This window comes from Niastella soli, from assembly GCF_017742245.1.
GTDB lineage: Bacteria > Bacteroidota > Bacteroidia > Chitinophagales > Chitinophagaceae > Niastella > Niastella soli.
In genome coordinates, this window is the sequence record NZ_JAGHKO010000010.1 from 342,307 (window position 1) to 364,921 (window position 22,615).

Below are 22,615 nucleotides of genomic sequence, written 5' to 3' on the forward strand. Positions count from 1 at the left end.
GCCTCTTTTTTTATTCAAGACAGGTCCTAATACTCAAAAATTTATACCATTTTACTGGCAGCATTTGTTCGATAATGATACAACAGCTGTTCTCTTCTGGCTCATCTATTTGCCGTGAACGACATAAAAAAAAAGCCCCAACGGTATCGTCGGGGCTTATGGGGAGTTCTCATGATCTTATTGCTCTATAAATCCTTCCGCTTTCAGTAATGCCAACGACTCCATCAACATACAGGCGCTTAACTGGGTGCGCAAAGCAACCTTTGATTCGGTGGGCGCCTGCCACCAATGGTAACCGAATAAAACAACCGGACTTTTAGCAGCGCCTGCTGTCCATAAGATCTGGGCGCTGTTCTTTAAAAAATAAACATATCGTTTTCTGTTTGTTTCAGGCAGGTCTTTATGCCTGATCAGTAAAGTCAGGTAGCGAACAAAAATGCCTTTAAACAGGTTAACGTCATGGTCCTGTTGTTCTGCCCAATCGCTTAGTACTTTGTTATTAGCATTGATCAGGGTGCTGGTTGTCCAATCTGCCGTTTTAATAGCATCATTTAAGTACACCTTATTACCTGTAATGTTATAATATTCCAGCGCCGCTCCCATGTAGGTACCTGCATTGTAGGTCCAATCGCCCTTGGTATCATTCAATTTTTCATATACCCGGCCCGATTGCTGTACCACGCGGTGCTCTTTCATCCAGTTATAAATTTTATCGAGCCATTGAAGATCATTGAGCCCGCCTATTACTTCTGCTGTGCCATATTTCTGCCATCTGCGTGCAGCTATAATGGCCGCGGGTCCATTGGCGGGAATGCCTTTACTGCGCCCGGCATCCGTATTTTCATGATTCCAGGGCACTCCGCCCCCGTCACTATCATTCCACCCAGCAATGATCCATTGCCATAATTGCTTTGCTGACGCCTCATAACGAGCATCACCGGTGGCTTCAAAGGCGCGCAGGTGCGCCATGCCATGCCAACCCATATCGTCATAGTAATTGTTATAGAAGCTGCCGCCATTCTTTGCTTTTACCCCTTCGTAAAAGTCATTAATGCGGTCTTTATACAGCGCGTTCCCGGTACGCTTATAAGCGTCTACCAACACATCCAGCCCGTGTGCTTCCGGCCAGTAATCAAATTGATTTACCGCGCCAAAATTGTCGTTATTAAAATGATGTTTGGTAGTATTCCAATACACATTAACGAAGCTGGTGCTGCTGCTATCCGCAGCGGTAGTCCAGTCGATATTATATTTTATACTGCTATCGTTATATACGTCTTTTATTTTGCCGCATGCAAGTATGAGTGCTGCGCCGGCAATGAGCAAGATTTTATGCATTTGCAATTTTTTTATTGAATACCTGAGCAGAAGGCCATACCTGCTATTACTCTTATTGTTCATTAGTATATTATTTCATGGGAATAGTTAGTAGCATCTGAGCTGAATGAAACAGTGATGCTGCATTTCTTCACTGACCTGTTCGGGAATTTGAACGAATAATCCCATTGATTTTTATCTGTGGCATAGAAGTTCAAGTAAAAGAAGGAGCCGGTTGTAGTTGTCGGTGGCTGGTTGTCTTTATTGGAACTGCCCAGTTTTTGCTCTGTTCCACCAATGGTTATCCAGAAGAAATACCGGTCGTCGCTGCCCCAACTCGCTGTAAAGTCAGGAACGATGTCATTCACCCGCCAAACGCCTTTGCCCTGGTAGGTAAGTGTTTCCCGCTTTTGAGGTGTGCACATGAAAAAGTCCAGTTTGGTGATCTCTGAGATGGTAATGGATGACGTACTAAAATCCATTTTGATCTTATAGATCCCGTCTTTGGCAACCGTGGCGCCATCTGTTGATTCTTTGAAGCTGGTACCATTCGCATTAACCGAGAATGTTCTGAAGACGTTGGTCTTTGAATCAACAAAAGCATATTTTTTACCGGCAATTAGTTTGGTATAGATCTCAAACTCGTTTCCACCTGGCAGCGCCTTCATCGTTAATGCCTGCGTTAAAGTAGTACCGCCCTCCGTACCCTCGCCCGTAAGAAACAGTACGTCGGGTGCATCAATGCCATTTGTCCTGGTAATGTTTATGGTACGAACCTTCTGAGAGATCACCTGTGACAATCCCCGCGAAGAAGCTATCGTCCATTTCAGTTTTCCTTCTTCCGCAGAGGCTATACCGGCCAGTTTACCGATATTGTTCAATATTTTATGTGTAATACTCGCGCCCGTGCTGGTACCGTTGTTATCGGCGGCCACTACAAATACAGGATGGGAAAAATCGCCATCTGGCTTATCAAATAATACATCATAATATACTACGCCATTATCTTCAGCTACCGCCTTTTCCCATTCAAAATACAGCGAGGCTGAGCCTGCAGATTGGAGCACTATATTACGTCCATCGTCAGGGGAATACAGGGTGCTTACTTCAGTTACGGTAACTTCTTTGAATTTGTTATCCTTCTTGCATCCGGCAGCGGCTGCCAATAACAGGATAAAGAAAGCTATTGATGATATATTTATTTTCATTTTGTGCTGATTAATAATTAGTAACCGGGGTTTTGAGTGAGATTTGAATTAAGCAATCGTTCTGCTCTTGGAATGGCCCAGAGATAATCGCGATTGCGGTTAAAGCTTCCGGCAGGGATCTTTATATAATCATAACTGCCGCTGCTTTTATCGAATTTCGCGCCATGCCGTTCCTGTGTCAGTACCGATTCTGCTGTTTTCCAGCGGCGGATATCAAATATGCGTACCCCTTCCAGTGCCAGCTCCACGCGCCGTTCATTGCGGATCACTTCGCGTAAGACAACCTGATCGGTGCCAGGCAGGTCCATTGCTTCAGGCGTGTTATCGAAGCCAGCTCGTTGCCGTAATTTCTTTATCGTTTGCTCCCAAACAGTACTATTCATTTCATTCAGTTCGTTCTTTGCTTCGGCATACATCAGCAATACATCGGCAAAACGGATCAAAGGCAGGTTCAGGTTCGATTCCCAGCTGCCACCAGTATAAGATGCGGGATCAGGATCGCAGAACTTACGGTAGTAATAACCTGTTGATGTTTGTGCAGTCCCTTCGCCGGTATATTTATCTGATATTTTATTAGCTGGGGTCTTTCCATCAGGGTGAATGACTATAGGATAAGCGTTACCGGTCCTGTCGACCCATGTAGAACCGTCGTACACAATGGTTGCACCCATGCGTGGATCGCGGTCTGTATAGTCAGGATCAGCTGTAGTCCACTTCTTACCATTTTTCATCAGATAAGTATTCACCAGTTCCTGTGTAGGTGCTGCCAGGCAAAGGCGGGCATTGGCCGAAAGCGGCGCATAGTCAACCAGGTTTCCCCATGTTTTGTTTACCGGTACATACTGACGGCTTAAAATAATTTCAGGGTTGTATTCATTTTTTACCCAGAATAATTGCTCATAGTTGGGAAACAAAGTATAGGTTCCATAGGTAGTGCTGTTGATCAATTTATCGCAATATTCCGCCACTTTGCCCCAGTTATTTTCAAACAGATACGCGCGGGCATTCAGTGCAACGGCGGCTCCATTGGTTATCCTTCCATTGTCTGCCGCTGCGTACTCTTCGCGTTTGGGTAAAACTGCCGCCACTTCATCCAGCTCCTGGTGAATCCAGGCCATGATCTCCCCCTGTGATTTTCGCACCACTGCTTTTGATTCAGTGAGCTTGAGGTCCTCTGTAAAATGGGGAACATCGCCATACCATGTTGTCAGCTCCAGAAAAAGACTTGCCCGAATAAAACGTATTTCGGCTTTTCTTTTTTCCTTTAGCGCCGCGCTCATGGTAGTTACCCTATCGATATTGGCCAGGAACGTATGACAGGTCTTTATACCTCCATAACAAAACTTCCATTCACTGGCAAAGCGTGCATTGGAGGCATCTGCCAACCCCAGCGCAATCACTTTCTCGTTGGTAGTTCCATAACCATTGTAAACGTTATCGCTTAAAATTTCATTTAACATGAAATAATCGTTTGTAAACAGCTGGTTGTAGGCCATGTTCAAAACCGAATTGGCCTTATCTTCTGTAGTCCAGTATGTTTCATCAGTGAACTTGTTAGTAGGGACCACATCCAGCTTCACACACCCGGTCAGCAACATTGCCATCAACAGCATAGTAAGAAGGACCATTTCTGCAAACTTCATTTTCATAATTCCTGGTTTGAATTGATGTGCTTTAAAATTCAACATGTACCCCTCCTCCTATATATATAAGTCGTGGATAATTACGGGCACTGTTGGCGCCGCTTGCTTTCATGTCGTTTCCAAACTCGGTAGACTCGGGGTCAACAAAATCAATTTTACTGAACGTCAACAGGTTTTGCCCGTTCACAAAAAAGTTAAGCATATTGATGCCATATTTTGTTGTGAGGCTTTTGGGCAGCGTGTACCCAAGCCGGATGTTCTTCAATCGGGCATAAGCACCATTAAAGACGTTAAAGTCGGACCCTTTACCATAATTATTAATAGTAGAAGCAGTGCCCGGAGCGGTTAGTCTTGGCCAACGGGCATCGGGGTTGGCAGGCGTCCAGTAATCGAGCTGGTGCTCGAACATCACAAATGAATAGCCGCCATGAAAGGGTTCAATGGTCTCTCCTCTCAACGCCATGTCGCGTTTTCCAACACCCTGCCACAACATACTTAACTCAAGTCCTTTCCATTGAACCAAATAGTTGAACCCGAATGTAAGCCGTGGAAACGCATGCCCTAATACATACCGGTCATTATCATTGATAATACCATCGCCATTTCGGTCTTTATATTTTACATCTCCTGGTTTGGGCGATACCCCAACAGGCAATGCGGAACTTTTAACATCGTCATCATTTTGGAAAAGACCATCAGTTTTATAACCGTAATAGCTGTACAGTGGTAACCCTACGCGAATGATGCGTTCAATTTCGTCTGCTTTGCTGATCTGTTCATTTCCTTCGAATTTGGTCACCTCATTCCATGAATCAGCTATATTAAGTCCGAACGTATGAGTGAAGTCGTTATGATGCAGGGAATAATCAATGGTTATTTCCCAGCCCTGGTTTTTCATTTCGCCCAGGTTGGCCTTGGGTACTGCCCCACCCAGTACCATCGGTGTTTGGGGTTCAAGCAGAATACCTTCCGTTGTTTTATGAAAATAGTCGAACCCTACTTTCAGGCTTCCTTTCAAAAAGGTGGCATCTGCGCCCAGATTATAAGAACTGGTAGTTTCCCATTTTAATTCGGGATTACCAAATGTATAACCCGTTCCGGGTACTCCCACATTGTTAAATCCATATTGATTGATATAGACATCGTACGTGGTAAACGTTTGATAATCGTCTACGTTCTGGTTACCCAGTCTGCCATAGGTACCACGGATCTTCAGATCGCCGATATTGTTTTTCCAGAAATCTAAAAAATGCTCATTGGAAATACGCCATCCCAGCGATACCGAAGGGAAAAAGCCCCAGCGGTTGTTCCGGGCAAATTTGGAAGACCCATCGTAGCGGAAGCTTCCTTCTGCATAGTACTTATCGGCAAAAGCATAGCCAACCCTTCCAAAATAGGAATAGATACTTCTTTCCGTAGTACCCCCAACTGTGTTATAACTATCGGGATCAATGATGGTACCGTCAATAGGAATGGCCAGGACCGGGTCAACATATCTCTTTCTTATTTCCTGACGTTTCTGTCTATACGATTCATTCGAAAAACCTGCCAGGGCAGAAATATTGTGAAAGCCGGCAATCGTCTTATTGTATTCAAGCATGGCCTGAACATTCAGCAGTGTAGAATTACCGTTGTAATCCTCTATATGATAATCTTTCGAAGCATTTTGATTAACGGGTGTTTCTCCGCCCGACAAGCTGTACACCGGCCAGTAAAACCGTCTGATCAACCGGTTTTCCGGCCGAACATCCAGGCCTACCAACCCTTTTGCTTTTAATCCATCGAACAGTTTGAGTTCACCATTCAGGCTTCCCTGGAAATTATCATTGGTGGTTTTTGTGTACCCACCATGTTCCAGCGCGGCCAAAGGATTTCCACCAGTAAGCACATCATTATTATAATACTTACCACTACTGTCTTTTAAGACATAGGTATTATATACAGGCAGACGCGAGGCATCAGCGATCAGGAACCCTTCATCGCCCTGGTAAGCATTTCCTTCACTTCTGTTATACCAAAGTATGGTGGCCAGTTTTAACCGGCCCACTGTAGTGGTAACATTCGAGCGAAGGTTATAACGTTTCAATCCGTAACCGGGCCCCTTAAAATTGCTTTGCTGATCGTAGTACCCCAGCGAGATCATATAACTGGTATTCGCCGATCCGCCCTGTATACTAAGATCATAATTTTGCTGCAGCGCATTTTTTAAAATGCCTTTCAGGTAATATTCGCTGTCGCCCGTAGCCAGCTTACGGATTTGCTCGGGTGAGTAAATGGGATCAGCGCCTGAATTAATATAGGAATCATTGCGAAGCAGCGCGTTCTGATAACCTTTCAAAGGCTTGATCAGGATCTGCGGGTTTTGAGAACCCACCAGGGCACTGAAGCTGACAACAGGCTTCATGCCCTCCTTCCCTTTTTTTGTGGAAATGAGAATAACCCCGTTGGCAGAGCGTGATCCATAAATGGCAGCGCTACCAGCATCCTTTAAAATGGAGATCTCTTCAATATCGTTGGGGTTGAGGTTATTCATGTCGCTAACATCATTACTGATCACTCCATCGATCACCAGTAAGGGTGAGTTATTGCTAATAGTACTGATGCCACGCAGGTTGATGTTCATCGAATTGTTATTCGGGTTCATATTGCGTTGCTGAATAACCAGACTGGGTGATAAGCCCTGCAGCGCCTGCATCACATTGCCTACAGGCCGTTCTTCAATTTGCGCCGCCTTTATCCGGTCAACAGCGCCTACCAGGTCAACCTTTCTTTTCGTTCCATAACCAATTATCACCACCTCATTCAGATTGTCGGGCATTTTGTTCAAGGTTATAGCAAACGTGGTTTGCCCGGTCAATGTAACGGTCCTTGTCTGGTAACCGATATAGCTAAAGGTAAGGCTGGTTACATCAGGCGAAACCGACAGGCTGAAACTTCCATCCGCCGCGGTAATGGTCCCTCTGTCATTATTGGTACGCACGTTTACCCCTTGCAATGGTTTTCCCTGTTCATCTGTAACCATGCCCGTGATCCGTTGCTGCATGACCTCCCTATCAGTCATTTGTTCAGGCCGGGTAATTGCCTTGATCACAATACTGTTTTTCTCCAGTTGATATGTAAACGGCGTTTGCTTAAGGCAAAAAGCCAGGACATCGGCAACCGGGGTTTTGTTGAAATTTACTGTTAGAGGTTTAATACTTTCCAGTACATCGCTTTCGCATAAAACGGCTAATCCGGCCTGTTTTCTGATCTCCAGAAAAATGCGCTCGACAGGAATGTTGCGGCCTTTGAGCGAGATAACCTGGGCAAAGCTATTGGCATTTACCTGCAGCATGGTAAACAACAGGAAGAAGAGCAGCTTCACAGGAATAAGTAGTTTGGGCAGGCTTTTAATTTTGGTTGGTACAGGCTCTATACCTGAATTTAAAATCATAGATTTACATAGTTTTTTAATTGAGTTAAGGAAACACTTGATTGAAAAATAGTTAGAAACAGGGCCGAGGGTGTTCGCAGCACTCCGGCCCTTTAATTTTCATATGACTTATTTATTTGGTTACATAGATCTTTCTTCCTTCAATGGTGAAATGGACCCGCCCCGTAGCCTCCAGCATCTTTAGTACATCGTCTACGCTGGAAAACCTTGATACCGTACCCCAAAAACGGGTATCAGTAACCGGTCCCTGGTACACCACCTCTACATCATACCAGCGTACTATTTTATTCATTACTTCTTTGATCGGTTCCCGGTTAAACATAAAATACCCTTCTTTCCAGGCCACCGCATAACTGGTTTCTACCTCCTGCACGTCCACAATTTTTTCTGTATTTACGACAGCATGTTGCCCGGGTTTTAACAATACCTGCGATTGATTACGGGTTACCTGCAAACTTCCGGTTAACAACGTGGTTGTTTCCTTTGCATCGTCCTCGTAGGCGCTTACATTAAAGCTCGTTCCCAGTACACGTAAGAAGGCTCCCGTACCTGTTTCAACGATAAAGGGATGAGCGGGATCGTGTTTCACTTCAAAATAAGCCTCGCCTAATAGTCTTACCTTTCTTTCATCGGCCTTAAACACGGAGGGGAAGAACAATCGGGTTGATGCATTCAACCATACCCTGGTGCCATCGGGCAAGGCTAACTGATATTGTCCTCCTTTGGGGGTTTCCAGCACGTTTAACTCATCAGCATCAGCGATTGATGGTTCGTTGCCCTTTGCCAGCAGTAAACCGTTCTTTTTCTCAAAACCGGTGGCCTTATCATTCATTGTAATAACGCCATCCGCCACCGTTTCGAGCAGAATGGATCTCCCCCCGTTTAATTTCAGCACAGCCTGGTTAGTACCAGGAACAATGGCTGCAGTTGCCTGATGACCAGATATCTTCTCAACATTCTTAAAACGGTTTTGATAAAGGAATAAAAACACCAGAGATGCTACCACCACGAACATGGCGGCAATTTTCAGATAAAAGACAACAGGGGTGCGTCTAGGCGGAATGGTACGAACAGCAGGTGCTGTATTTATTCGTTCTTCAATCCCGGCTTCTATACGCCTGAGAGCTTCTTTATCAACTTCCCCTCCGCCAGGGAACGATTGTTCATACCTGTCCAGGGCTATAGCAGCCTCCTCCTGGGGCAGCGTCTGCAGCCAGGTAAGAAAGTCGGTTAATTCTGAAGGGGAATGTGTTTGCTGAGCTACTTTCTTAAGAAAATCCTCAAATGTCTTTTGGTCCATATCGTGGGTAAGACACACAAGGCGGGCAAAAGGACCCCTCGCTTAAAAAATTTTTTAAGATTGAAGATTGAAAGATGAATGTTGAAGGGGGAATGCGGCGGGGATGGTTATTTGAAATATTTTATGATCTCGTACTTTTTCATCATGGCCAATCCCTGATAAAGCAGCTTCTTCACCACATTTTTTGAAGAACCAACCCGGGACGAGATCTCATCCAGGCTCAACTCTTCCCGTGTACTCATTTCAACAATGAGTCTTCTTTTGGGCGAGAGTCTGGACAGGGCTTCGTTTCCCAAGCGCATGCCTTCTTTAAAGGTTAATTGCTGTTCTGGTGTTTCGGGATCAATTTCGTTGTAGAGGCGATTATTTATAACAGTTCGTTCGTTTTTCTGTTTTCGAAGTTCATTCAGGAACCTGTTCTTTGCAGCCTTAAACAAATAGGGCTTAACCTGCTTTATGTTTGACGCATTTGACCGGTTATCCCATAGTTTAATAAATACTTCCTGTACAATGTCTTCACACAACGCATCATTATTACATACACTTTTGATAAATGGGTAAAGCACAGGAGTATAGCGCTGATACAACTCACGAAACGCGTGTCGGTCACCCTCACTTATGCGCATAAGCAAATCGTTATCAGAAGTCTCCTTCATATTTAGCAAATCGTTAATTATTCATATAAGCAGCATTCAAAAGTAGAATAAAAATTTAAAAACCTTCAAATCGTTGAATTTGAAGGTTTCTATAATGCTAAAATTATTCAGCAGTATATCACTCGGTCCTCAAGCTCTTTACCGGGTTTGCAATAGCTGCTTTTAATGTCTGAAAACTTACAGTAACAAGTGTGATCAACAAGGCGCCTATTCCTGCTGCCGCAAACACCCACCATGATAAAGCCGTACGATAACTAAAATTTTGCAACCAGTTATGCGTAAAATACCACGACAGGGGCAGTGATACCAGGAAGGAAATAAGTACCAGCGCCAGAAACTCTTTAGATAATAAGTTCCATAAATTAAATACAGTAGCGCCTAACACTTTCCTGACCCCCACTTCCTTCTTTCGTTGTTCAGCCACGAAAGAGGTTAACCCAAATAATCCAAGACAAGAGATAAGAATGGCCAGTCCCGCAAAGATCCCCGCCAGTTTTCCTATGCGTTCTTCATCATTGAACTTTTTGGCATAGTCAGTATCTATAAAACTGTATTCAAAAGGCTGATCGGGATTAAGTCGCTTATAGATAGGTTCCAATTTGCTTATGGCGTCTTTCGCACTCACAGCTGGATTGAGTTTGACAATATTCATATCGCCTGGATAATTCAGGTAGGTGTAAATAATGGGTTTTATGTCGCTATAAGGAGATTCTATCACCATATTTTCGACCACTCCAATTACAGTCAATGACTGACCAAACCACGTTACGGTTTTACCAACCGGGTTTTTCAGATCCATAAAACGGACCGCTGCTTCATTCAGGATAACAGCAGTGGTGTCTGTTGAAAATTCTTTCGAAAAATCACGTCCCTCCTTTAGATTCCACCCAACTGTTTTACCATATTCAAAGGAAGCCGTTATCACCCCGAAATCAATAGACAGATCGGGATCTTTTCCCGGCCAGCTAAAACCACTGGTGGTATTGTTTATACCTGTTGTTGGACTCGCCGATTCTGTAACAGATGCAACAACTCCTGTTTGCAACAGTTCTTCTTTTACCGTATTAAAATGATCATGAATTCCAGACCCGGTGGTCGGGATGTTAATGAGATTTACCCGTGAATAACCAACAGGCCGGTTCTTGGCAAACTGTATTTGTTTGTACACAGCGATCGTTGCAATGATAAGCGTTACCGAAATACTGAACTGCACCACCACCAACGCTTTCCGCGGGATTGTCGCAAAACGGCCAGTCCTGAACGTTCCCTTTAAAACTTTTACCGGTTTAAAGGATGATAAATACAAAGCCGGATAACTTCCTGCAATGATCGCAGTAAACAAGAGAAATACAAGACTCACTACCCAGAAGTAAACATTAACCCAGGGGATTTTTATCTCCTTTTCAATGATCGTATTGAAAAATGGCAGGGCAAGCCATACAACTACCAGAGAAATAAGCAAGGCCATGGCTACCGTTATCAATGACTCACAGAAAAACTGAAACATCAATTGTTTTCTGGGTGAACCCATTGTTTTTCTTACCCCCACTTCTTTGGCGCGTTTTTCACTTTGGGCAGTACTGAGGTTCATAAAATTGATACAGGCAAGCAACAGCACAAATAGCCCAATGGTACCAAACAGCCACACATATTGAATGTCGCCCCCCGTGTTGATCCCGTTTTTAAACTCGGAATACAAATGCCACTTACGCATAGGCATAAGGAACAGGGCAGGTTTCTTCTTTTGCAACTCGGGGTTTAGCCTCTTCATTTTCGCATCCCTGATCCTTGCATTAACAGACTGAATGGATGCGTTTTCATTTAATTGAACATAAAGGCTGGTGAAGTTAGGCCGCCAGGGGTCCTCCATGTCCCTTAATTTATTGTTGCTATTGTACCAGAAGTCCCAGCTTGCAATAAAGTTGAGTTTGGCAAAACTGGAGTTCAGCGGAAAGTCTTCATAAACACCTGCCACTTTTACCACCGGTTTCTGATCAATTTTAATGATCTTGTTCATAGGGTCTTCGCTCCCGAAAAAGGCCCTGGCCGCAGAAGCAGAAATAAGCACCGCATTGGGATCATGAAGTGCAAAACGGCTGCCTTTCAGCAGGTCCAGTGTAAACATTTCCGGCATTTCCTTTTCAAAAAAGCCGCCCCGCTGTTTAATTTTTTTATCACCAATCGTGACCAGGTGCTGATTCACATTCACCGCCATAACAACGTGCTTGAAATCGCTTCCATAATTGGTGCGCAATTCATCGGCTAAAGGATAGGGAACATTCCACCACGTCTGTGTTTCGCCGTTGTTGGTCAAATTTTGAATGACCTGTGCAATGCGATCGTAGTGTTTAAAATTCTTATCATAAGAAAGTTCATTATGCAGCCATAGGCCGATCAGCATGGCAACCGACATACCGATACATAAACCAAGGATATTGATCGCTGAATGTATCCTTCCCTTTACAAGATTGCGCCAGGCTACTACTAGATAATTTTTAAACATACGCTATAAGTAAGGCCAAACTAGCTCAACGGTTGTGCCAACTGTGAAATCCTTTCTGAACGAATGGTTTGGAAAGCAGGCTGTTGAAAAGTGTGCGAAAATGAACAGTTTTCCGTTCATTGCCGAACAGGGTATGTTATAAAAAATACTAATAACAACACATACTTGCAAATCGCTAACAAGTATCCTATTTTGTGCTCCCGGAAAAATGCTTAACAACCCATGACTAGACTATCCGTTATTCTTTTGATCAGTGTCTTTTTATTTGCATGCCATTCAGCCAACAGAAAGCCCGATGACCATATTGTCTCAAATTTAAAAACACCGGACACCGTTGTGCCGTTTGCAGGTTTTTGGTTAAATGAAACATATGTAAAAAAAATAGAACACACCAGATCACCCCTGGAAAGCCAGCACGCTTCGGCTAACTGCTGCCTTTTTATCCCGGCCAGCACACTACAGCCCGCTTCTATGGCTTCAAACCTTCATGAGGGGGGACCTGACATGGTGATTGTAAAAAAAGATAATTCGTTTCAGTTTTTTCACAAAGAGAATGACACCGTAAGCCACCTGGCTTATGACATCCAGATCATATCTGCCAATAAATTGAAAGTTGGTAAACAAACTTTCATCAAAACCAATGAAAACTTTTTAGCAGATATCCTTTTCAGCGGCGAATACAAGGATACCATTGGGACCACCATTCAGTTTTCGAAAGACGGACATATTACAGGGCTCGGCACCTATTCTGTCTATGATGTGGTATATGATTACCTGGGACCAGGCATGGAAGTGGACCTGATCGATATGGGGCAAAATCCCAAAAACATGGAGCAGTTTGGGTTTAAGTTTGATCAGGATACCTTAACCATTCATAAACTAAATTGTCTGGAAACCGACAGCACCGACAATTCCTGCCTGGAAGTAAGTTTGGGCGATATAAAATATAAGTTGATCAGGGTCCATTAATTACGCATCCTTCCGCTTTTATCAGCAACCTGCCAGGGTCATTAACAAAGCATTAGTTAGTGAGCTTGTAAGAAGTAAATACCTTTATACAACAGGATATCACAGTTTTTTACTGATAGCATTCCAGACCTCTTGAACACCAAATTATTACACCCGAATACGGTCTTTCAATGTTATGATGTTAAAAACGGACATTCCTCATATCTGGCGTTCATTCAGGCAACCAAGGGTTTTTCTTTTTATACTAATAGGAGGTCTGGTGATCTTTCTGACCTTTCTAACCCACAACAATGCCATTGAAATAATAATATCTGCTGTTGCATCTATATTTATTGGAATAGGCGTCAATAATTTTTCAGCTATTGAAACGCACCTGAAAGATGAGAAGAAACTACAGGCCAAACTAAAGTATACTGTAGGCATCATGCAGGTTATTAATGCCAAAATGAACCGGCTGAAAAACCAGGTCAAAGATTCTTCCGGAGAAATGGCTGAAATACAACAGTTGGTAGACGTGGTTATGCATATTCTGGAGGAAGAAAAACACCCAATTGATTAACTATAATTTTTAAGTTATGGCTAACCTGATCAAAGCTACCCGCTTGAAAATACAATCAGCGTCCCCACAGGTTTACTGGCGTGAAATTATAGCGGTAGTGATCCTGTTACTGGCCATTGTTTTTTTCAGGAGCGAAAGAAAAGAATTGCTGGCGATAGTTCCCCAGATAAAACAAGCCAATGGGACCTGGCTGGCGGCAGCATTCATTATCTCAATAGCCTGTGTGTTGTTACAAAGCGGCATGTATGTAAAGACTTTTGCCGCGGTACACCTTCGTTTAAAATGGTCACATGCGGTATCCCTGTTTTTGAAACGTAACCTCATCAGCGTATTTCTTCCTGCAGGAGGTGTAAGCGCGCTCGCCTATTTCCCTTCACAATTACGCAAGCAGGGTTTTAACAGATTACAGGTACATCAGGCCAGTGCGTTGTATGCCTTCACTGGTTTATTAACGGTATTTTTAGTGGGGCTGCCAGTTGTTCTTTATACGATGTTTGGCATAAATGGTTTAGGCAGCGCCTGGCTGGGCTTACTAACCCTGCTTATTATTATTATTCTGCTAACCGGAATTGCCATTACCGTAAAACAAAAAAAAGGCCCTTACCGCTGGATCGAACAGCGGTTCCCTTCCTTCTCAGCACGGATGCATGAAATGCTGTCAGCCGATGTAAAAAGATCCGGGGTTGTAAACGCCACTTATTTATCTATTGGCGTGGAGGGTTGTGGCATACTGCATATTTACCTGGCCATGCTGGCACTGGGTTTACCTGTTTCATTCAGCGCATCGGCAGCGGCGTACATTATTGCCGTGTTAATGATGGTTATTTCGCCGTTCCTGCGTGGCCTGGGAGCAGTGGAGCTTTTCATGGCATTTATACTTCAAAAATTTGGTTATACGGCCCCACAAGCATTATCTATTACCATCTTGTACCGCATATTTGAATTCTGGCTTCCATTGGCTGGCGGGTTGGTGGCGTTTAGCTGGAAAGGCAGAAAACTGTTTGCCCGAATGGCGCCGGTAGTGCTGGTGTTTATGCTGGGCATCATCAACATCCTTTCTGCTATAACCCCACCCGTGCATGAACGAATGCGCCTCCTGCGCGAATACCTGCCCCTGAGCAGCATTCATGCCAGTAACATGCTGGTGCTTTTTACAGGCCTTGCCCTGCTGGTAACCTCCGCCTTTTTATTGAAAGGTTTGCGTAATGCCTGGATCATGGCGATTGGCCTTGCTTTCTTTTCGCTGGTAGGTCACCTCACTAAAGCCCTCGATTATGAAGAAGCAAGCCTGGCTGCTTTTACTATGCTGTTATTACTGGCTACCAGATCGCAGTACCGGATACAAAGCAGCAGACAACGTATAAAAGCGGGTTTAAAAACAGCCGCCATAAGTGTGGCAGCCGTAATGCTGTTCGGATTTATCAGTTTCTATTTTATTGATAAAAAACATTTTGGTGTAGACTTTACCTGGCAACAATCGTTGCTGCATACCTTGAAAATGTTTTTGCTGATGCAGGATACCACACTACGCCCTCTTACCAGATTTGGTAATGAATTTGTGTGGGTGATAAGAGTTACCGGTTTTGTAACCTGGGGATTCCTGTTGTATTCCCTCATAAGACCAGGGCTGCAAAAGCACGCAGAACCTGAAAACGCCCGCGAAAGAGTAAATAATTTGCTGGCACAGTTTGGGAACTCGGCAGTGGATTATTTTAAATACTACAAGGACAAACTCTATTTCTTTTCAGATCTGCATGAAGGCTTTATTGCCTATCGTATTGCACGCGGTTTTGCTATAGTGCTGGAAGAACCTGTTTCCGCGCCTGAAAACAAATACAGCATCCTGAGGGAATTCGATCAGCATTGCAAAAAAATGGGTTTACATACAGCTTTTTACCGGGTGAATGAAAGCAGCATTCCCTGGTTTACCCGGCTTCGTAAAAGCAGGATGATGATCGGCCAGGAAGCCATCCTTGATGTAACGCGTTTCAGTATTGAAGGAAGAGATAAAAAATCATTGCGCAATGGGCTGAACAGTTTACAAAAAAAAGGCTTCACCGTACACATAGAAAAAGCCCCGCATGAAACCAATATATTACAGGAGCTGAAGCAGGTTTCTGATGACTGGCTACAAAGCTTTAATAAGGAAGAAGCCATTTTTTCTCAGGGCATGTTCGATAAAAGTGAACTGGAAAAACAGGATATAATATTATTAAAGGACCCAGAAGGAAAGATCAAGGCATTTCTCAATATTATACCCGATTATGCAGAAGATGAATGCACGTACGATCTGATCCGAAAAACTGCCGACGCCCCCCCTGCTGCCATGGATGCATTGATCATAAAACTCATAGAATATGCACGCACCCAAAATAAAGCCTACATTAACCTGGGTATGGTGCCTATGACCGGCATTACACAACCTGAGAACATGGCTGAAAGAGTGGTAAAACTGGCCGCGCTTAAAATAAAACGCTTTCAGCATTACCAGGGTCTGCGTGAATTCAAGGAAAAATATGCCAGCTTTTGGGAAAACAAATACCTGGTATACGATCATGATTTCGACCTGCTGCAACTGCCACTTGCCTTGAATGCTGTCATGAAAACAAATTGATTGTATGAAATATATTATAGTCCTTGCCCTGTTATTTTCATTTAAATGGTCAGGTGCACAGGACACACAGCTACCTATAAAAACATTCCCTGCTAACGATACCACCAAACCCCTCGTATTTTATATTTCAGGCGATGGCGGCTGGACTGGCTTTTCCGATAACTTCCTGCAATCAATAAACAAAGCTGGTTATCCGGTACTGGCATTAAATGCCCGCAAATATTTCTGGAATAAGAGAACGCCTGCAGCAACGGCCATGGAATTAAGCCAGCTTATTAATAAATACCTGGCGCAATGGAAGCGCGACAGTGTGGTACTAATAGGATATTCTTTTGGTGCGGACATTACCCCCTTTTTATACAATTATGCAGGCACCCCATTTACAAAAAAAGTAAGCGATATGGTATTGATGCTTCCTTATACTTCTACAGATTTCGAGGTTCACCTGACTGAAATGATCGGCATTGCCTCGCATGATGCTTATAGTGTGATAAATGAAGTAAATAAAATTCCCAAACCCATATTATTTATACTGGGAACAGAAAAAAGTCAGTTCCCTGTTCAAAACCTCACTACTAAAAATCATTTAGTGATAACGGAAGAAGGTGGCCATCATTTTGATGATAAAACCGATAAGGTGGCATCGTATGTATTAAAGTATATTAAATGATCGGAGAAGCTTGCTACCTTTGGCCTAATGAAAACCATCCCTGTCAGACAATTAGTCTCCTCCCCTAAACAACAAGATGGCGGTCAATTCAGCATCCGGGCTATGGAACAGGTGCTAAATGGCAATAACCTGTTACATGATCTTCACAAACACAATTTCTTTTTTGTTCTGGCCTTGCAGCAGGGAAAGGGTATACATGAAATAGATTTTATTCCCTACCCTATACACGATCATACCATTTTCATCCTTCGCCCCGGCCAGGTACACAAACTGGAATTGCAGGCAGCCAGTACAGGCTTTTTAATGGAATTTGATTTAACCTTTTACCAGCCTAAGCATACTATTTCCGAACAACGATGGAAAAAGGCAGCCAGTAAAAATCATTGCCAGGTAGCAGCCGCCCAATATTTAAAACTGCACTCCTTACTGGAAAACATCCATGCCGAGTTTGTCGCAAAACAGGAAGGCTATGCGGAAGTAATAAAAGCAAACCTCGATATCTTCTTTATAGAATATCTCCGCCAAAGCCGTAACCCCAAAGAAACAGCAAAGCCGGAAGGAATTTACACCCAGGAACGATTTGAGGACTTTAACCATTTGCTCGAGACCCACATAGACCGGCTAAAAAACGTTTCTCAATATGCTGAATTATTAAATCTCTCGCCCTACCAGTTAAACGCCATTACAAAAACATCATCAGGTAAAACAGTTTCCGAGCTTATTAACGAACAGATCATCCTTGAGGCAAAAAGATATTTGCTGGCCACTTCCAACCAGGTAAAAGACATTGCCGATCTCCTGGGTTACGAAGATGTTTCCTATTTTATCAGGTTTTTCAAAAAACACACGGGGCATGCCCCTGAAGCATTCCGAAAGAACTTCAAATAAGTCCTATTCAACTCCACAACGATCCTATCTTAACGGGTATCTCCCGGGCTACTTTTGAGTAACGAAAAAACAAACTCAAGATGATAGCAAAAGCAAGATTATTAGCCGCTCTTAAGATCTGGCTGGTTATTTATCCTTCTATTACATTATTCCTTTTTCTTTTTGGGCAGCAGTTGTCCATGCTTTCCTTGTATGTAAGAACATTTATTCTAACCATTGCCCTCGTTCCCTGGATGGTGTTCATCGCGTTGCCATTCCTCGAATTCCTGATACGTCATTTTTCTAAAAAAACATATAAATAACAAAAGATGAAAATTATAATCGTGGGTGCCTCCGGCACTATGGGTACTTATTTGTCAAATGCTTTTGAAAAAGAACATGAAGTGGTTCGTACAGATCGTAGTAATCCTGATCTCCCCCTGGATATCACTTCACCGGAATCAATAGAAAACATGTATAAGAAAGTGGGCGCTTTTGACGCATTGATCTCAACAGCTGGCCCTACTTATGTAGGCCCCTGGAAAAACCTGAACGACGCGGCATTTCGGAAAGGCGTGGAAGGAAAAATGATGGGTCAGATCAATCTGGTGCTAATTGGACAGCATTATATCAATCCCAAAGGCTCATTCACCCTTATTACGGGCGCCTTAACGCATGACCCGCAAAAGAACTTTGCCAATGCGGCTGCCGCCAATGCAGCTGTGGAAGGTTTTGTGCGGGCTGCCGCCATTGAACTGGAAAGAGGTATCCGCATCAATGCGGTTAGTCCCTCCGTTATTGAAAATTCACCACAATACTTTCCCTTTTTTCCCGGTGAAATGCCGGTAACCATGAAGCAATTGGAATATGGCTTTCGCAAGAGTGTATTGGGCGCAAATACCGGACAGGTAATTAAACTTCACTAAGAGCGTAAAGCCCTGACTGTAATGGCCGGGGCTTTTTATTTTGTGAGTTGTGGGTTTGCTCGCGACTGTTGAGATTAATAACTATCTTACGCCGCCCAAAATTTTTCTGCCCTCTGCCCTCTGCCCTCTGCCCTCTGCCCTCTGCCCTCTGCCCTCTGCCCTCTGCCCTCTGCCCTCTGCCCTCTGCCCTCTGCCCTCTGCCCTCTGCCCTCTGCCCTCTGCCCTCTGCTATTTACTATCAAAAAACTGGTTATGAATCAATTACAAACAGCGAATTGTATAATTAAAAAGCCTTCCTACCTTTGCAGGATCGGATCACTCTTAAACCCCAGAACCCTTGAAATTAGTAGATTCCTTTTTGTCGTCCTTTATCAGGATCAAGTACAAACGCGTGGCCGATATGCTGGCTGATCCCATAGCCTGCCAGGACACACTTATGCATTCTTTTGTTGATGAAGCAAAGCATACAGCTTTCGGGAAAGACCATTCATTTGACAGTATAGTCACCTATGAAGATTTTAAACAACATGTGCCTCTGCGGAATTACGAACAATTACTGCCGTACATTGAAAGAATAAAATCAGGTGAAAAAGACGTATTATGGAAAGGCCGGCCAGCCTTCTTTGGTAAAACATCCGGTACTACAAGCAATACGAAATACATTCCGGTAACAAAAGACTCGCTTAAAAACCATATTGGCGGCGGACAATATGCTCCTCTTACTTATTCTCATAAAAATAAAAAGCTGGCTTTTTTAAAGGGCAAATCGCTGTTCTTTTCCGATGGCCATTTTTTTGAGTATATCAATGGGATTAAAACAGCGCCCATCTCCACTATTGGAAACAGTTGTGTTCCCTGGTGGTATAAATGGCTCCGTTTGCCTTCCGATGAAATAAACGCCATTCCCGATTACAAAGAAAGGATCGAGGCTATGATCGATCTGGCAGAAGCCAATGACATCCGTATCATAGTAGCCATGCCTGTATGGCTGCTGGTTTTTCTCAGGTCGCTCAAAGCAAAAACCGGGAAGGATTTCAACCAGTTATTCCCGAACTTCCAATTGCTCATTTTAAGCGGAATGGACTATGAACCTTTTATGCCGGAAATAAAGAAATACATCAATATGCCATTTGATGTGTTCGAGACCTATCCATCTACCGAAGGGCTGCTGGCATACCAGGACCGCCTGAATGAACGGGGCATGCAATTGATCCTGAACAATGGGATCTTTTTTGAATTTGTAGAGGTAGAAACACTTGGTAAAGAACAGGTGAACAGGGTATCACTGAACGATGTGAAACCCGGTGTAAACTATGCCCTGGTATTAAACACCAATGCCGGCTTGTGGGGCTATATCAACGGCGATACCGTACGATTTAAAACAGTTTTCCCACACCGGATTGAAATTACAGGAAGAATTGCCCAATATATTTCCGCTTTTGGCGAGCACGTGACGGTGGAAGAAACGGAGAAGTCGATTGCAGAAACAGCGGCGGCATGTGGCGCTACCATAGTAGAATACACGGTGGCACCCCATATAATGGATGATGGATCGCTCCCCTATCACGAATGGTTTATAGAGTTTGGTGAATCGCCTGCTGATATGGAAGATTTCGCCAAACGCCTTGACAACCAGATCTGCACAAGAAATTTTTCTTATAAAGATGTAGTAACGCATAAAGCCATTGAACCACTAAAGATCACGGTTGTACCTAAAGGTGGGTTTGAGACCTATCTGAAAGCATCTGGCAAAACAGGCATGCAACAGAAAGTGCCGCATGCCAGAAATGACTATCAGTTTGCCGGACAGTTGAAGAAAGTGTTATCCTTATAATTCCGTAAAATATATTAAAACAGCCTTCAGTTCAATTCACTGAAGGCTGTCTGCATTTACTTAGCATCCATACAATGATAAATAATAGGGAACATCCTCCACCTTAGTTCCTCTAATTCGGCATTACGCTTTTGTCTTTTTACATCATTGTTATAAAACCGAAAGAATGCCAGCTCCTTTTGAACGTCTGATTCTTGCTGGGCACTTCCTTCCCTGTTCAATACCCGCGTCAGTTCATTTTGGCTTATTTCAACTAACTCAATTTCTGTATAAACCTTCGGTTCAATGCCGGACAACAAATAATAGAACATGCGACCGCCTTTACAGGCAATGCAAACCAGTTTGTACTTTATCTGTTCGTTCAGGTTCTCTGCATACCTCCCGTTTACCTGGGTCAACCTCATAAAGCTGCTGAGTTTATCGGGAAGCAGGTATACGAAGAGCGTATCAAATTGTTCCTGCTTATTTACCAGGAAGGAAACCGGCTGGTATTTGATGGTGGCCGTTTTACCGGTTTTCGGGTCTGTATAATTGCCTGATGTACGCGTAGCCGTTTCTTCATTTACAAACCGGTCAATATTATACCAGCCCGTCTCCCTAATTGCCACTTTATATACTTTATTTGTAGGTATACGCGGGGTAAAACCTGTATCGTACCCTAACTGATGATAAACATTTTTCAGATTAAGGTCCAGTTCTTCCTTAAAAAGACGGGACGTTCTTTCCTGCGACTCCTTTTGATGCTTCACTTGCCTTTCATTTATCAAACTATCCATCTGCATCTGTTTATTCCAAAACTCCCGGTTTGTTTTAGCAACTGCTTCCATAAAGATGCTGGTTTTGGTTTCATAATACTGACGCAGTTTTTGAGTGAGTATTGAGCTTATCTTTACTTTCCCGTCGTGCCGGGCAGCAAAGACAAGGAATTGTTGTTTCAACGTGCCCGTTATCAAACGTGTAACCATGGAGTCGATGTCCGACAATTTTTTATCCAGATTGTTTACATACAGATCAAGTACCTTGTTGTCATCGGTTTTATAGATGTACCTAAGCCGCTCCTCAAATTCCCGGGTGGCCAACAAGGTGTTTTGAAACTTATTACTCCAGATAGCTTTTATCCTGGCAGGGTTGATGCCACATGGCTTCGGGGTGTGTTTATATTTTGGTGTATTATCAACATCTTCCCCTTCTTCTTCAAGATACGAAGGGTACAGAAAGAGATCTGAAAAAGAATAATACAAGCTATCTGTAAATTTTTTATTCCTGTAATTATAACCCCATTTTGCTAAAGAGTCGAGGTATCCAGGCGGATAAAAATTCAGTAAGTTTATATCAACCGGTGTAAGATCCTGTTCAAGCGGTTTCGGGTTAACCCAATCAATTCGTCCGTCAGCTAACCGGTTCCCCTTAAACAATTTCATTCCTGGTAACAAGGTATCGGTTGGTCGTTCTATATACAAACCGGTAGCTGGATTAATTGATATTATCTTTCCATCTTTTCGTGCATCTACGAAAAACATGCCCGCACTCTCCAGTAATTGAATCCCAAATGTGCTTGAAAGCCCTGCACGCATTATGGAAGCAGCATCCATTGCTTCCTTTATGATCAATTCCATTTTGCCGGTAACCGGTTGTTTGTTTTCATCAAGGAATCCATTGGCCGGTACCTGTATCACCAGTCCGCCCTTTGTTTCCACGATGGTGTCATTACCAGCATTTATTACAAACACCTGTGGTATCAGCCTTTTGTCAGCATCGGCCCATTGTTGCTGACCTTGCTCATTAAGTTCAACAACAGCATGCTTTTCCTTATAGGTATGGTGATGCCTTAAATAATAAAGAATTGAAATAATAGTAATAATGATCACCAAACCGGTTAGCCCCCATCTTGTAAGATTTCTATGCCGGTAATACCGCTTGCGTGCCAATTGTATTTTCTGTTTTAAATGAAGATTGTTTATGCCTTGCATAACTTCTTGTTGAAGGGCTACCGCTTCCTGAAGATGTGGGTCGGCTGCCATATTTTTTTCGAATGCTGCTTTTTCCTCAGCAGACATTTCATTGTTCAAATATTTTTCAATAGTTGCTATTAACTCCAGTTCATTTCTCATAACAC

16 protein-coding genes are annotated in these 22,615 nt (G+C 43.3%); 8 read left to right on the forward strand and 8 right to left on the reverse strand.

Going from position 1 to position 22,615, the window contains the following annotated elements:
* Window positions 1–177: 177 nt before the first annotated feature.
* The 7 genes from J7I42_RS25710 to J7I42_RS25740 all read right to left on the reverse strand — a co-directional run bounded on the left by J7I42_RS25710 (window position 178) and on the right by J7I42_RS25740 (window position 12,060).
* Window positions 178–1,338, reverse strand: a complete 1,161-nt coding sequence (locus J7I42_RS25710) for a glycoside hydrolase family 76 protein (protein WP_209141750.1) — start codon at window positions 1,336–1,338, stop codon at window positions 178–180.
* Between the two features lie 62 nt (window positions 1,339–1,400).
* Window positions 1,401–2,525, reverse strand: coding sequence for a SusE domain-containing protein (locus J7I42_RS25715; RefSeq protein ID WP_209141751.1), 1,125 nt, complete (start codon window positions 2,523–2,525; stop codon window positions 1,401–1,403).
* Between the two features lie 17 nt (window positions 2,526–2,542).
* Entirely contained in the window at window positions 2,543–4,174 is a 1,632-nt protein-coding gene (locus J7I42_RS25720; RefSeq protein ID WP_209141752.1) for a RagB/SusD family nutrient uptake outer membrane protein, read from the reverse strand.
* A gap of 25 nt (window positions 4,175–4,199) precedes the next feature.
* Window positions 4,200–7,601 carry a SusC/RagA family TonB-linked outer membrane protein gene (locus J7I42_RS25725; protein ID WP_209141753.1) on the reverse strand — a complete coding sequence of 1,134 codons (3,402 nt, stop codon included), beginning with the start codon at window positions 7,599–7,601 and terminating at the stop codon, window positions 4,200–4,202.
* 112 nt (window positions 7,602–7,713) lie between these two features.
* Window positions 7,714–8,901, reverse strand: coding sequence for a FecR family protein (locus J7I42_RS25730; RefSeq protein ID WP_209141754.1), 1,188 nt, complete (start codon window positions 8,899–8,901; stop codon window positions 7,714–7,716).
* 107 nt (window positions 8,902–9,008) lie between these two features.
* A complete protein-coding gene (locus J7I42_RS25735; protein ID WP_209141755.1) occupies window positions 9,009–9,557 on the reverse strand; it encodes an RNA polymerase sigma factor in 549 nt (182 codons plus the stop codon).
* Between the two features lie 118 nt (window positions 9,558–9,675).
* Entirely contained in the window at window positions 9,676–12,060 is a 2,385-nt protein-coding gene (locus J7I42_RS25740; protein ID WP_209141756.1) for an ABC transporter permease, read from the reverse strand.
* Window positions 12,061–12,282: 222 nt separating this feature from the next.
* Here J7I42_RS25740 and J7I42_RS25745 point away from each other — a divergent pair, with 222 nt between their 5' ends.
* The 8 genes from J7I42_RS25745 to J7I42_RS25780 all read left to right on the forward strand — a co-directional run bounded on the left by J7I42_RS25745 (window position 12,283) and on the right by J7I42_RS25780 (window position 20,499).
* Complete coding sequence (locus J7I42_RS25745) at window positions 12,283–13,029, forward strand: hypothetical protein (protein WP_209141757.1); 747 nt, start codon at window positions 12,283–12,285, stop codon at window positions 13,027–13,029.
* 175 nt (window positions 13,030–13,204) lie between these two features.
* A complete protein-coding gene (locus J7I42_RS25750) occupies window positions 13,205–13,588 on the forward strand; it encodes an OST5 family protein (protein ID WP_209141758.1) in 384 nt (127 codons plus the stop codon).
* 16 nt (window positions 13,589–13,604) lie between these two features.
* Window positions 13,605–16,202, forward strand: a complete 2,598-nt coding sequence (gene mprF, locus J7I42_RS25755) for a bifunctional lysylphosphatidylglycerol flippase/synthetase MprF (protein WP_209141759.1) — start codon at window positions 13,605–13,607, stop codon at window positions 16,200–16,202.
* A gap of 4 nt (window positions 16,203–16,206) precedes the next feature.
* Window positions 16,207–16,872 (forward strand): AcvB/VirJ family lysyl-phosphatidylglycerol hydrolase, encoded by a 666-nt coding sequence (locus tag J7I42_RS25760; RefSeq protein WP_209141760.1) that lies wholly within the window; start codon window positions 16,207–16,209, stop codon window positions 16,870–16,872.
* A 27-nt stretch (window positions 16,873–16,899) separates the two neighbouring features.
* The gene (locus J7I42_RS25765; RefSeq protein WP_209141761.1) at window positions 16,900–17,760 is read left to right on the forward strand and encodes a helix-turn-helix transcriptional regulator; all 861 of its coding nucleotides are present in this window, start codon (window positions 16,900–16,902) and stop codon (window positions 17,758–17,760) included.
* 80 nt (window positions 17,761–17,840) lie between these two features.
* Window positions 17,841–18,062, forward strand: a complete 222-nt coding sequence (locus J7I42_RS25770) for a hypothetical protein (protein ID WP_209141762.1) — start codon at window positions 17,841–17,843, stop codon at window positions 18,060–18,062.
* A gap of 6 nt (window positions 18,063–18,068) precedes the next feature.
* Entirely contained in the window at window positions 18,069–18,665 is a 597-nt protein-coding gene (locus tag J7I42_RS25775; RefSeq protein WP_209141763.1) for a short chain dehydrogenase, read from the forward strand.
* Window positions 18,666–19,002: 337 nt separating this feature from the next.
* A complete protein-coding gene (locus J7I42_RS25780) occupies window positions 19,003–20,499 on the forward strand; it encodes a GH3 family domain-containing protein (protein ID WP_209141764.1) in 1,497 nt (498 codons plus the stop codon).
* 56 nt (window positions 20,500–20,555) lie between these two features.
* Here the strand turns inward: J7I42_RS25780 and J7I42_RS25785 are convergent, their stop codons facing one another.
* The gene (locus J7I42_RS25785) at window positions 20,556–22,610 is read right to left on the reverse strand and encodes a hypothetical protein (protein ID WP_209141765.1); all 2,055 of its coding nucleotides are present in this window, start codon (window positions 22,608–22,610) and stop codon (window positions 20,556–20,558) included.
* Window positions 22,611–22,615: the final 5 nt, after the last annotated feature.

What these genes read in the sequence shown, in the direction of transcription:
- J7I42_RS25735 (WP_209141755.1), bottom strand. Translation starts at nt 9,557, where the DNA reads ATGAAGGAGACTTCTGATAACGATTTGCTTATGCGCATAAGTGAGGGT.
- J7I42_RS25770 (WP_209141762.1), top strand. Translation starts at nt 17,841, where the DNA reads ATGATAGCAAAAGCAAGATTATTAGCCGCTCTTAAGATCTGGCTGGTT.
- J7I42_RS25745 (WP_209141757.1), top strand. Translation starts at nt 12,283, where the DNA reads ATGACTAGACTATCCGTTATTCTTTTGATCAGTGTCTTTTTATTTGCA.
- J7I42_RS25775 (WP_209141763.1), top strand. Translation starts at nt 18,069, where the DNA reads ATGAAAATTATAATCGTGGGTGCCTCCGGCACTATGGGTACTTATTTG.
- J7I42_RS25715 (WP_209141751.1), bottom strand. Translation starts at nt 2,525, where the DNA reads ATGAAAATAAATATATCATCAATAGCTTTCTTTATCCTGTTATTGGCA.
- J7I42_RS25760 (WP_209141760.1), top strand. Translation starts at nt 16,207, where the DNA reads ATGAAATATATTATAGTCCTTGCCCTGTTATTTTCATTTAAATGGTCA.
- J7I42_RS25740 (WP_209141756.1), bottom strand. Translation starts at nt 12,060, where the DNA reads ATGTTTAAAAATTATCTAGTAGTAGCCTGGCGCAATCTTGTAAAGGGA.
- J7I42_RS25720 (WP_209141752.1), bottom strand. Translation starts at nt 4,174, where the DNA reads ATGAAAATGAAGTTTGCAGAAATGGTCCTTCTTACTATGCTGTTGATG.
- J7I42_RS25730 (WP_209141754.1), bottom strand. Translation starts at nt 8,901, where the DNA reads ATGGACCAAAAGACATTTGAGGATTTTCTTAAGAAAGTAGCTCAGCAA.
- J7I42_RS25710 (WP_209141750.1), bottom strand. Translation starts at nt 1,338, where the DNA reads ATGCATAAAATCTTGCTCATTGCCGGCGCAGCACTCATACTTGCATGC.
- mprF (WP_209141759.1), top strand. Translation starts at nt 13,605, where the DNA reads ATGGCTAACCTGATCAAAGCTACCCGCTTGAAAATACAATCAGCGTCC.
- J7I42_RS25725 (WP_209141753.1), bottom strand. Translation starts at nt 7,601, where the DNA reads ATGATTTTAAATTCAGGTATAGAGCCTGTACCAACCAAAATTAAAAGC.
- J7I42_RS25785 (WP_209141765.1), bottom strand. Translation starts at nt 22,610, where the DNA reads ATGAGAAATGAACTGGAGTTAATAGCAACTATTGAAAAATATTTGAAC.
- J7I42_RS25765 (WP_209141761.1), top strand. Translation starts at nt 16,900, where the DNA reads ATGAAAACCATCCCTGTCAGACAATTAGTCTCCTCCCCTAAACAACAA.
- J7I42_RS25750 (WP_209141758.1), top strand. Translation starts at nt 13,205, where the DNA reads ATGATGTTAAAAACGGACATTCCTCATATCTGGCGTTCATTCAGGCAA.